Here is a 657-nt window from a genome sequence, read left to right on the forward strand (position 1 = left end):
GCTCTTTGAAATGCTCCATCAAGCGCTGCATCAGTTGACGTAACGATCCAGGAAGAGCGTTTTCATGATCTTCCAAAATATCCGGCAAACGCTCGACGATATGTCGAATGCCCTGAGGCAAGACCACGCCAAATTCTCCAAGGAGCCCACGAATCGAATTAGCTTGTGCCGTTCTGGCCTTTACAAACCCTTGCCGTGCGCAATGCACCGCCAAAATAGCTTGCTGCTCTACCGTCTTGATCGGCACAAAGCGCATGTTGGGCCGAGTAACGGCTTCACAGATCGCTTCTGCGTCAGCTACATCGTTTTTGTTCGACTTCACGTAGGGCTTCACAAATTGCGGAGCCATTAACTTGACCGTATGACCAAGTGCCTGCAGTTTTCTTGCCCAATAGTGGGCTCCGCCACATGCCTCCATGCCCACTAGGCAGGGCTCCAGGTTGGCAAAAAAAGGGACAACCTGCTCACGTTTAAGCCGCTTCCTTAGCGCTGTTTTTCCTTGTTGATCGATCGCGTGAAGTTGAAACACGGTTTTTGCCAAGTCAACCGAAACAGTCGTAAGCTGCATGAGGACGCTCCCTTCCGCTAAGTGTGGGTAACACTTTAACTTTGGCACATAGATGCCGTTAGGAAGGGGGCGTCCATTCCATTACCACA

Annotated in this window: 1 protein-coding gene; it reads right to left on the reverse strand. The window is 51.0% G+C overall.

Annotation, left to right across the window (positions count from 1 at the left end; translation table 11 throughout):
- A partial coding sequence (locus ACFZPT_RS26535; RefSeq protein WP_379555941.1) for an IS110 family transposase occupies positions 1-568 on the reverse strand: 568 nt, incomplete at its 3' end.
- Between the last annotated feature and the right edge of the window lie 89 nt (positions 569-657).

Origin of the sequence: Pseudomonas sp. MD330_10 (assembly GCF_042610415.1) — a bacterium.
Lineage (GTDB): Bacteria > Pseudomonadota > Gammaproteobacteria > Pseudomonadales > Pseudomonadaceae > Aquipseudomonas > Aquipseudomonas rhodesiae.